10 protein-coding genes are annotated in these 11669 nt (G+C 38.0%); 7 read left to right on the top strand and 3 right to left on the bottom strand.

From position 1 onward, the window contains the following. Positions 1-221: 221 nt before the first annotated feature. From NZ519_01450 to NZ519_01435, 4 genes are all read left to right on the top strand, one after another. Complete coding sequence (locus NZ519_01450; protein MCS7027404.1) at positions 222-1220, top strand: glycosyltransferase family 9 protein; 999 nt, start codon at positions 222-224, stop codon at positions 1218-1220. A 66-nt stretch (positions 1221-1286) separates the two neighbouring features. Further along, positions 1287-3122, top strand: coding sequence for an asparagine synthase (glutamine-hydrolyzing) (gene asnB, locus NZ519_01445; protein ID MCS7027403.1), 1836 nt, complete (start codon positions 1287-1289; stop codon positions 3120-3122). Positions 3123-3198: 76 nt separating this feature from the next. Beyond that, positions 3199-4128 (top strand): uracil phosphoribosyltransferase, encoded by a 930-nt coding sequence (gene upp, locus NZ519_01440; GenBank protein ID MCS7027402.1) that lies wholly within the window; start codon positions 3199-3201, stop codon positions 4126-4128. Between the two features lie 21 nt (positions 4129-4149). Then, complete coding sequence (locus tag NZ519_01435) at positions 4150-4359, top strand: hypothetical protein (GenBank protein MCS7027401.1); 210 nt, start codon at positions 4150-4152, stop codon at positions 4357-4359. On the opposite strand, the gene tsaD is transcribed toward NZ519_01435, so the two are convergent. Beyond that, positions 4290-5282 carry a tRNA (adenosine(37)-N6)-threonylcarbamoyltransferase complex transferase subunit TsaD gene (tsaD, locus tag NZ519_01430; protein ID MCS7027400.1) on the bottom strand — a complete coding sequence of 331 codons (993 nt, stop codon included), beginning with the start codon at positions 5280-5282 and terminating at the stop codon, positions 4290-4292. The two genes, NZ519_01435 and tsaD, sit on opposite strands and share 70 nt — an antisense overlap. A gap of 1 nt (position 5283) precedes the next feature. After that, positions 5284-5982, bottom strand: coding sequence for a tetratricopeptide repeat protein (locus NZ519_01425; protein ID MCS7027399.1), 699 nt, complete (start codon positions 5980-5982; stop codon positions 5284-5286). 45 nt (positions 5983-6027) lie between these two features. Between NZ519_01425 and NZ519_01420 the strand changes: the two genes are divergently transcribed. Next, positions 6028-7905 carry an OmpA family protein gene (locus NZ519_01420; GenBank protein ID MCS7027398.1) on the top strand — a complete coding sequence of 626 codons (1878 nt, stop codon included), beginning with the start codon at positions 6028-6030 and terminating at the stop codon, positions 7903-7905. Positions 7906-7927: 22 nt separating this feature from the next. Beyond that, positions 7928-8374: a GNAT family N-acetyltransferase gene (locus NZ519_01415; GenBank protein ID MCS7027397.1), complete on the top strand. Its 447-nt coding sequence runs from the start codon at positions 7928-7930 to the stop codon at positions 8372-8374. Positions 8375-8715: 341 nt separating this feature from the next. Here NZ519_01415 and fusA read toward each other — a convergent pair whose 3' ends face one another. Beyond that, positions 8716-10833, bottom strand: coding sequence for an elongation factor G (fusA, locus tag NZ519_01410; GenBank protein MCS7027396.1), 2118 nt, complete (start codon positions 10831-10833; stop codon positions 8716-8718). Between the two features lie 158 nt (positions 10834-10991). Here fusA and fsa point away from each other — a divergent pair, with 158 nt between their 5' ends. Beyond that, positions 10992-11642, top strand: coding sequence for a fructose-6-phosphate aldolase (fsa, locus tag NZ519_01405; GenBank protein ID MCS7027395.1), 651 nt, complete (start codon positions 10992-10994; stop codon positions 11640-11642). The last annotated feature ends 27 nt before the right edge of the window (positions 11643-11669 follow it).

Raw genomic sequence — 11669 nt, 5'->3', positions numbered from 1 at the left:
CGAAGCACCGAAGCGATAGCGTAGCCCGAAGCACGCCGACCTTGTGGGCATGAGCGAAGCGAAACGCCCACAAGGGCACGCCCAAAAAAATAAATTTAATTCTTTACTCACCTTCACGTAACAAAAATAGGCATGCATCGTGTGTCTATTTAGTGTATTTTTACAGAAATTAAATTTCTACAAAAGCCTGCTTTATGTAGCTAACAACAAATCTATAGCCTATGAACGAAATAATCATCAGCAGAACAGATGCCATTGGCGATGTAGTTTTGACTTTACCTCTATGCGGAATACTTAAAGCACATTTTCCAAGCACAAAAATCACTTTTCTTGGACAAGCCTATACACACCCCGTGGTGCAAACCTGCCAATATGTAGATGAGTTTGTAGATGTAAAAAACCTTACTAATTACAAACCTACCGCAGAAGCTATTGTACACGTATTTCCACGTAAAGAAATTCTCAAATGGGCGTATTCCCAAAAAATTCCTCTACGTATATGTACATATAGCCGTTGGTATGCTTGGTGGTATGCTAATAAGTTAGTCTACTTGCATCGCAGGCGATCTCAACTTCACGAGTCTCAACTCAATCTAAAATTACTCAAACCTTTGGGAATAAACGCTACATATACCTTAACAGAAATTAGTCAGTACTACGGTATGACTAAAATACCACTTTTGCCACACAACATTCAAACACTACTAAGCAGTGAAAAAGAAAACTGGATTATTCATCCTACTTCACAAGGAAGTGCAAGAGAATGGGGCTTGTATAAGTATCAAGCACTTATCAATATGCTTGATCCTAAAAAGTACAATTTGTTCATTACGGGTACAGAAAAAGACAAAATATATTTAAGCCAATGGATTGAGGCTCTACCCAACTACGTTCATGACCTTACAGGAAAACTCACTTTAAGCGATTTAATTGCTCTTATTGCCCATGTTGATGGACTAGTAGCAGGAAGCACAGGTCCTTTGCATATTGCCGCAGCGTTAGGAAAAAAAGCAATAGGAATTTATCCATCTATTCGCCCGATGCATCCAGGCAGATGGCAACCCATCGGTAGGCAAGCGTCATATATAAGCTTCTCCGAAGATTGTACGAAGTGCAAAAGAGAACCTCAAAATTGTGTTTGCCTAGCTAACATAACACCTGAAATGGTCATCAATAAAATGATGCAATATGCTACCAATTGCGTTGATAAGAATACGTAATCTGACTAAATTTAGTATATTCTTGGTAATATCGTTGTTTTTATCTTACATTTGTCCTTGTTTTCTATGTGCGGTATTACAGGCATAATATCTACACAAAATCCTGTTCAAGTTCAACAGATTAAAGCAATGAATGATACACTCATTCACAGAGGTCCCGATAGTGAGGGAATTTGGATAAGCAAAGATGGCAAAATTGGATTAGGGCACCGCCGTTTGAGTATTTTAGATTTAAGTGAAAGAGGGGCGCAACCTATGCACAGCAAAGATGGAAACTATGTCATTGTACTTAATGGAGAAATATATAATTACATTGAGCTAAGAGAAATCTTAACCAAAAAGGGGTATACTTTTAATTCGCAGACTGATACTGAAGTTTTACTGAACCTATTTATAGAGTATGGAGAAGCTTGTCTTAAACAGGTAGAAGGAATGTACGCTTTTGCTATTTGGAACAACAAAGATAAGACCTTATTTTTAGCGAGGGATAGATTCGGAGAGAAGCCACTCTACTACACTTACACTACTCACTCTTTTGCTTTTGCTTCAGAAATGAAAGCACTTTGGAAATACGGAGTAAGTAAAAAACCCAACTTAAAACGTGTATTTGAATATCTTTTATACTCTACGATTGAAAGCTCTATTTATCCATACCAAACATTTTATGAAAATATTTTTCAAATAGAACCCGCCCATTATGCTTATGTACGGATAGATCAAGATAGGCTACACTTCCAAACGCATAAGTACTGGGATATTACCAATATCAACGCTACTTATACTGGTTCTTTTGAGCAAGCAAAAGAAGAGTTTTTAGCACTTTTCACTGATTCTATTCGTAAGCGCTTACGCAGCGATGTACCCGTAGGTAGTAGCTTGTCTGGGGGATTAGATTCTTCCTCTATTGTATGCAGTATTCATCAATATTTTAGCAATAATATCAAAGAATTTCAGACTTTTTCAGCTGTATTTCCAGGATTTGAATTAGATGAAAGCAAGTACATTCAAGCTGTGGCACAAAAAACAGGCTTCAAAGCGAACTACGTTACTCCTGACAGCAATTCTTTTATCAAAAACATTGACAAAATTAACTACCACCAAGAGGAACCTTATGGCAGTGCTAGTATTGCTGCACAGTATGAAGTGATGCAAATGGTAAAGCAACAGCAAGTTACAGTACTCCTTGATGGACAGGGCGCAGATGAAATGTTAGCAGGATATACTCCTCTCTGGCAAACATACTTGAAGCATTTACTTTTTACTCGCCCGTTAGCTTTTCACAAAGAATGGCGTGAATTCAAAAAAATTCCCAATTTTAAGTTAGAAGGCAGTTTTGGTTTCAACCTACTTAACCAATGGTTTTATACACTTAAAAAAAAATTATCGGTTTTCAAGAGAAAGTTTATCTCTGTAAAAAGTCCATACTACTTGGGCATTCATCCTGATATAGTCAAAAAATACAGGCTGTTACCTAGCCCGATAGAGAGTCCTCCTACTCTCAAAGAACATTTGTATTTCATGTTGCTCAAAAGAGGCTTAAATGAGCTCCTACGCTACGCAGATAGAAATTCTATGGCGCACGCTGTTGAAGTGCGTCTACCGTTTTTAGATCATAGAATCGCTGAATTTCTTTTTTCCTTGCCTGATAACTATTTGATTTCTCCCGGTTACAGCAAACGAATTTTGCGTGCAGCTATGCAAGGAATTTTACCTGATTTGATTATCCAAAGGCAGGACAAAATTGGATTTGCTCCTCCACAACAAGAGTGGTTCAACAACCCTAAACTCAAAGAAATGGTATATAGTTCTATTGAAAAATTGAAAAAGGAAGGTGTTATTGTAAAATCATATCCGCAACTATATTGGCAATATTTGATGCTCGGTTACACTTATCAGAGCTAATTCAAAGTGTAAAATTGTTTTATCTTGGCTACTTTTGACGATTGAAATTTAAGAGATTATCTCTTACCTTTGTATCATGAACTCCACAGTAGAAATAGCTGCGCCCCATCATTTTTTGAGTTACAAAGTAGAATCTATTCACAGAAAAATCGGAGATTTTGTCAAGGAAGGCGAGGTAATATGTACCTTATCTTTTGAAAAAGACTTTTTAGCTGTTGAAGCTGACACATCAGGAATTTTGACCCGTTGGTACGTAGAAAAAGACAAAACCATTCAAGCAGGCGAACGCATCTGTACAATTGAAAAAACCTTAAAAATTACACAACAGAGTTTTTCAGGACACTTAGTTTTAGACGAAAAAATTCATGTCCTTTCTGACAAAACTTCTATTGCCGATGTATATCTGCAAGAGCTTCGTAACTTAAACACACAGCAAGATCGCGCTAAATTTAGGAATAATGTAGAGCGTTTAGGGATGATTTTAGCCTATAAGGTCAGTGAGCATTTGGAGTATTCTACTGAATATATTGACACACCTCTTTCTGCTACACAAGGTAAGTTTTTACGCCAACAGCCTGTTTTAGCTTCTATTTTACGAGCGGGTTTGCCTTTGCATCAAGGTTTTTTGAATATATTTGAACAAGCAGACAATGCTTACATAGCTGCTTACCGTAAAACGACCTACAATCATGATTTTGAAATTCGTTTGGAATACGTAGCCACTCCTGAACTAGATAACAGGACTTTAATTCTACTTGACCCTATGTTAGCTACGGGCAGTACTTTAATAGCAGCGGTAAATGCTCTTAAAACCTACGGCATGCCCAAAGCCATTCACATGGTATCTATTATTGCTAGTCGTTATGGTGTGCAGTATATTAGAGAAAATTTGCCGCAAGCGCATATATGGACAGTAGCTATTGACCCTGAATTGAACATACAATCTTACATTATACCAGGCTTGGGCGATGCAGGTGATTTAGCATTAGGTAAAAGGATAGGATAATGAATTTTTGGGCGTGCCCTTGTGGGCGTTTCGCTTCGCTCATGCCCACAAGGTCGGCGTGCTTCGGGCTATGTGCGGAATGCCCCGACCCTTGCGTTAGCAAGGGGCACGCCCAAAAAAATAATCATAAAACTATCTTTACTATCTTTCAAACTTAAATACTATTCCTTTGGATACGTAGCAAAAGGTACTAAGGTTTGGTTGGCAACCTTACCTGCTTTCCATAAATGAAGCCCCGCAATAGCTATCATGGCGGCATTATCTGTACAATATTCAAACTTTGGAATATACGTTTTAAGATTGAGCATTCTACCTACTTCAATAAACCTTGTACGAATGTATGAGTTAGCCGCTACTCCCCCCGATAACGTAATAGCCTTTGGTTTATAGCGCTCAATAGCTAAAATAAACTTATCCAACAGTGCTTGTGTAATCGCCTGCTGATAAGATGCACAAATATCCGCTAAATGTTCTTGGATAAAAGTAGAACTCTGTTTTTGCAAATAATACAAAAGCGCGGTTTTTAAGCCCGAAAAGCTGTAATTTAAATCAGGTACATTTGCAATAGGAAAAGTATAAAATTTTGGATTGCCTTGCTGGGCGTATTTGTCTATCAAGGGACCCCCTGGATACGAAAAGCCTAACATTTTTGCACCTTTGTCAAAAGCCTCTCCTGCGGCATCATCCAAAGTTTGACCTACTACCTGCATTTCTAACGGACTTTTAACCCACATAATTTGAGTATGCCCGCCCGAAACTAACAAACACAAAAAAGGATACTCTATTTGAGGATTTTCTATCAAATGGGCTAAAACATGCGCTTGAATGTGATTGACGGCTATGAGTGGAATATTTTTAGCTAACGCAAAACCCTTAGCAAAATGAATTCCTACTAACAAAGCACCTATCAAGCCTGGCCCTTGTGTTACTGCAACAGCTTGTACGTCTTTTTTTGTAATTCCTGCCTGCTCTAACGCATGCTTGACTACTGTAACTATCGTCTGTTGATGCGCCCTTGAAGCTAATTCAGGAATAACTCCCCCATACTTGGCATGAATGGCTTGGCTACGCAGCACATTTGAAAGGATTTTGCCTTCTAAATTGCATACTGCTGCAGCAGTTTCATCACACGAAGACTCTATGGCTAAAAGCATGCTATTTTCTTTGCTTTTTTAGTTCCTCTAATTTTTGTTGAAGCTCTTCTACTTTTTCCATATCCTCTTTGAGCAAATAAGAGTGCAGCAAATTTTCATGAATTTTATACTCTAATTCGTGTTTATTACTTACGCCGAAACGTTCAAAAGGAACTTTACGCAATATTTCCATGCGCTCAATGGCTTTATCCACTGGTTCAATTTGATTGGACAGTGCGCCAAGTCTATTAAGAATAGAGGCTTGTAAAATATAAGCCATAAAAAACTCATCGTTAATCTCAATAATTTTTTCTAAACAAGCTAAAGCCTCATAGAGCTTGTTCATGTTAGCTAATGCTACGGCTTTATTATAGTACAAGCTTTCTACCTTGTCTTCAATGGCAATAGCTTTATCAAAGCATTCTATGGCTTCTTCATATTTTTGGCGAAGAGAGTGCTGCAGTCCTAACTTCTCCCATAAAATATACGATTGCGGTACTCTTTTAACGCCTTCCTCTAATATGCTAAGCGCTGCATCATTTTTACCTAAACCTTCCAAAGCACTTGCTAAAATATCATATCCCCCTGAAAAATCAGGATAATGGGCTATAATGCGCTTGCCGTATTTAGCTGCACGCTCATATAAGCCATTTTCCAAAGTTGCTAAACCTGTATGAAACCAATATTCCAATTGCTTCTTTTTAAGATATTGTATTATCATACCTTCATAAACCAATGGATAGCGCTGCAAGTTTAATACTTATTTGTGTATATTTCTGCAAACTTAAAAAACACTCTTAATTTACGAAAAAATACCTATTTTTGTACAAGCACACAGCAGATGAAATGTAACCTACACTTGGCATGGATGTACTGCTTTGTATTTTCTCTTTCAACAGTTTTAGCACAAAAAAATACCACAGTGAGCGAAGTATACAAGCAGTATTTACAAGGTAACTTTTCAGAAGCTAAAAAGGGATTAGATATCTTACTCAATCAGCAACCAAATAATGTAGACTTTTTGTGGAAAAGAGCAATGTGCAGCTTGGAAAGTAACCCCGTAGAAAGTACGCCGTTTTTAGAGCGATGTGCAGCTTTACAACCTTACTACCACCCTCTACTGTTTTGGTACTTAGGAAAGTGCTATGCAGCCCAGCAGGAATACGAAAAAGCAATACAAGCTTATGAAAGGTACAAGCCTAATAACCCTATTAAAGCTGAAAAAGCTATTGAGCAAGTAAAAATGCTACAAACTTATTTAAAGCAGCCCGTTGATGTGCGAATTACTTTGTTAGATACACATTCTATCAACACTTTGCATGATGAATATGCCCCTTTTCTGTTCAAAAATCAATTAGCTTTTACTCGTAGTATAAACGGGCAGGAAGAGATATTTTACCTTTACAATGACACACTCAAAAAGTTAGTAGAAAAACATTTTGACCAAAAGTTTCAAAGAAGTATGCCGCATTTTGTCCATAACCACTTGTATTTTTACTATAACGCTGATGTTAGCACAAATGGGGATATTTATATTCAAGTTTTGGAAAACCACACTTGGACAAAACCTGAAAAACTTTCTGATTCTATCAATTCTAAAGCTTGGGAAACAGCCCCAACCACAGACAGTGCTGAAAAAATACTTGTTTTTGCATCGGATAGAAAAGGGGGCTACGGTGGTTCAGATTTATATTTTTCTGTCAAAAACGCCGAAGGAAAGTGGAAAACAGCCTTAAATATGGGCAATATTATCAATACCCAAGGTGATGAAAGCAATCCTCATCTTAGTCCTGACGGAAAAAAATTGTACTTTATTTCTAATGGACATGCTACTTTGGGCGGCTTTGATATATTTGTGAGTTATTTTGAAAATGGCAATTGGACTAAACCCCAAAATGTAGGTTACCCGCTAAATACGCCTTACAATGAGTTAAACTACTACGTAATAGACTCTTTGCATGCTTACCTATCCTCTGATAGACCTTGCCTAAGTTTTAGCAAGCTAAATTCAAATCTCTACCTTGTAGAATACCCTGTTCAAAAGAAAGTGCAAAGAAATTTTGTAGATGTTTTTATTGCAGCTAAAAACGAACGGCAACAACACGTACCTTTCACCTTGCAAGTCCAAGATAATCTAAAAATAGACACTACTTATTCGCCTATTCAGCATTTTACTTTGCCTAAAAATACTCGTTTAGCGGTTACTGTATCTGCCAAAGGTTATTTATCTCAAAACCTTGATATCATAACCACGCAGCAAGATACTTTATGGCTTTATCCCACATTAGAAGCTATACAAAATCAAAAAAGCTATGTGATAAAGAACATTTATTTCAAATTCAATTCCAGTGAGTTAGAAGCAGAGTCCTATCCTGCTTTGGATGAGTTAGTATCTATGCTAAAAACTAATCCTACTATACGCATACAAATCAACGGGCATACAGATAACACAGGTAGTGCTAATAAAAATCTTATACTTTCTGAGGAGCGTGCCAAAAGTGTAGCACAGTACTTAATCAGCAAAGGAATTGAAACCAAACGAATTATCACTCGGGGCTATGGTAGCCAAAGACCTATTGCTGACAATACCACAGAAGAAGGTAGATATAAAAATCGCCGGGTAGAGTTTGAAATAATACCATAAAATGTAGATATTTGCTTACATCATGGTAGAGATTAGAAAAGCACATCGTTCAGAGTTAGGAGAAGTTTTGAATTTAGTCCAACAATTGGCAATTTTTGAAAGGGCACCCCAAGAAGTAACGGTTACTGTCGAAGAGTATGAGAGAGATTTTGAAGACAATTTATTTGACGTATTTGTAGCTATAAAAGACCAAAAAATAGTAGGGATAGCTTTTTTTTATATTGGTTATTCTACGTGGAAAGGGAAGATGCTTTATCTTGAAGACTTGTTTGTGCTGCCTGAATATAGAAAGCAGGGGATTGGCAAAATGCTTTTTGACGCTGTAATAGCCGAAGCTAATGAGCAGCAGTGCAGGTTAGTCAAATGGCAAGTATTGGATTGGAATACAGAAGCACAAAAATTTTACAGTAAGTATCAAGCGGTTATAGAAAGAGAATGGTGGAATGGCAGAATTGTGTTAAAGAGCTGATAATTTGATTATGAGGTTGATTTTATTTTTTGGGCGTGCCCCTTGCTAACGCAAGGGTCGGGGCATTTCGCACATAGCCCGTAGCACGCCGACCTTGTGGGCATGAGCGCAAGCGAAATGCCCACAAGGGCACGCCCAAAAAAATTAGCAAAAAAACTTCTTATTTTTGAAAAAAAAAGCTATGTAGCTTGTTCGAACTCAAAACTCAATTATTTGAACAGCTTTTGAGTTTTTTAACCTGTCTTTGTCCCATAACCTATGAAAAAATAGCACTTACAGCAAACCGCCGTAAGTGCCAACGCAGAATTAAGAGAATATAGCCATACAATAACAACACAACACTATTCGTCCTCTGCCAATACTTTTTTGCCCTTATTACGTGCAATAACTTCTTCGGCAATATTTCGGGGTGCTTCTGCATAGTGAGAAAAAACCATAGTTGAAGAAGCACGCCCTGAAGTAATTGTACGTAGAGTAGTTACATATCCGAACATTTCACTCAATGGTACTTTGGCTTTAATCACCTGTGCGTTTGCTTTACTGTCTGTACCTTCAATAATTCCCCTACGGCGGTTCAAATCTCCAATCACGTCGCCTAAATACTCTTCGGGTGTAACTACTTCTACGGACATAATGGGCTCAAGCAAAATAGGATCGGCTTCTAAACAGCACTGCTTGAATGCCATTCTACCTGCGATTTCAAAAGATAAGGAATCACTATCTACGGGGTGATAGCTGCCATCAAACAAGCGCACTTTGAGTGCAATTACTTCATATCCTGCTAGTACGCCGTTTTGCATAGCGCTTCGGATACCTTTTTCTACCGAAGGAATAAATTCTTTGGGAATAGCACCCCCTACAATGTTATTGATAAATTCTAGTCCTTGTTGTCCATCTTCACGAGGTCCTATTTCTACGGCTACGTCTGCGTACTTACCTCTACCACCTGTTTGTTTTTTGAATACTACACGCTTAGAAACAGTTTTTGTTATGGCTTCACGATAAGCTACTTGGGGTTGTCCTTGATTAGCTTCTACTTTGAACTCTCGTTTCAATCGGTCTACAATAATTTCGAGGTGTAGTTCACCCATTCCTGAGATAATTGTTTGCCCTGTTTCTTCATCTATTCTGACTTTGAAAGTGGGGTCTTCTTCAGCTAATTTTTGGAGTGCTGCGCTCATTTTTTCCATATCGGCTTGGGTCTTAGGTTCTAGCGCCATGTCTATTACAGGCTTAGCGAACTCAATAGACTCTAAGCGGATAGGTTTTTCTACAAAACAAAGCGTATCCCCTGTACGAATATTTTTGAAGCCTACGGCTGCGGCAATATCTCCCGCAGATACCACATCAATAGGATTTTGGCGATTGGCGTGCATCTGAATTAGTCGAGAAATGCGTTCTTTTTCCCCTGTGCGCGTGTTTAAAACATACGAACCTGCTTCTAACTTACCTGAATATACTCTGATAAAGGCTAATCTACCTACGTAGGGGTCTGTCATAATTTTGAAAGCCAATCCTGCGAAAGGTTCATTTTCATCAGTTTTGCGAATTTCTTTTTCTTCTGTGTTGGGGTTTACACCTTCCACAGGAGGTAAGTCAAGAGGTGAGGGGAGGTAAGAAACAACTGCATCTAACATGGTTTGTACGCCTTTATTTTTGAAGGCTGAACCACATAAAACGGGAAATATAGACATTGAAATGGTAGCCTTGCGTATTGCAGTGCGTACTTCGTCTTCTGTAATTTCTTCTCCACCTAAGTATTTTTCTAGTAGATGGTCATCAAACTCTGCAATGGCTTCAAATAGTTCATTTCTGTATTGCTCTACTAAATCTTTGAGTTCATCGGGTGTAGGTACTTCTACATAAGTCATTCCTAAGTCATGCTCATTCCATATAATAGCTTGGTTGCGCACTAAGTCTACTACACCTCTAAAAGTATCTTCTTCGCCAATAGGGACTTGGAGGGGTACTGCTTTGGCACCTAGTACATCTCGGATTTCTTTAACTACTTTGAAGAAGTTTGCCCCTGCTCTGTCCATTTTATTGACAAAGCAGATTCGGGGAACTTTGTATTTGTTAGCTTGGCGCCATACAGTTTCAGATTGGGGCTCTACACCACCTACGGCACAGAATAATGCTACTGCACCATCTAATACACGTAAAGAGCGTTCTACTTCTACGGTAAAATCTACGTGCCCAGGAGTATCGATAATGTTAATTTGATACTCTTGACCTCTGTACTTCCACATGCAAGTGGTAGCTGCCGAAGTGATGGTGATACCTCTTTCTTTTTCTTGTTCCATCCAGTCCATTGTAGCTGCACCATCATGCACTTCGCCCATTTTATGCACTACACCTGTATAAAACAGAATCCGCTCGGTAGTAGTAGTCTTTCCTGCGTCAATATGCGCCATGATACCGATATTACGCAGAAAATTTAGGTCTTTTACTTTTGGCATAACTGTTACTGATTTATTCCTAAGATACTCGCTTTGATATAAGTATTTGCCCTGCAAAATTAAGGATAAAAAACGGTATTTCAAATTGATTTAATTCAAATTTGATAAAGGAGCATAATTTTTTATTTTTGAGTAGAAAGTTTGCTAACTTTGTAATCATGAAATTTTTCATAGATACCGCTAATCTTAAACATATTGAAGAAGCGGCAAGCATGGGCATTTTAGACGGAGTAACTACTAATCCTTCCCTAATGGCAAAAGAAGGTGTAAAAAATTATGAGCAACACTATAAAACTATCTGCGCTTTACTTAAAGAACTACCTGTAAGTGCCGAAGTAATTGCCACAGATTTAGAAGGAATGATAAAAGAAGGTTCAGCTTTGGCAGAAATAGCGGATAATATCGTTATCAAAATTCCTTTAACCAAAAGCGGTATAAAAGCTATTCAGTATTTTCATCAACAAGGCGTAAAAACGAATTGTACACTTTGTTTTAGTGCTACACAAGCTTTAATAGCGGCAAAAGCAGGGGCTACCTACATTAGCCCGTTTATAGGTAGATTAGATGACATTAGCACAGAAGGAATGCAGCTTATTGAACAAATCCGAACTATTTATGACAACTATGGTTTTGCAACAGAAATTTTAGCAGCCAGCATTCGGCACCCTTTGCATGTATTGCAAGCAGCTTTAGTCGGAGCAGATGTAGCGACTATGCCTTTTAGTGTCATAGAGCAGCTATTTCGTCATCCTTTAACTGATATAGGTTTAGAAAAATTTTTAGCTGATCATCAGAAAAATTTGCTGTAAGTATTTTGTTAACAAGTTCAAGCTAGC

This window comes from Bacteroidia bacterium (assembly GCA_025056095.1).
Classification (GTDB): domain Bacteria; phylum Bacteroidota; class Bacteroidia; order JANWVE01; family JANWVE01; genus JANWVE01.
This window is presented reverse-complemented; position numbering and strand designations above follow the sequence as displayed.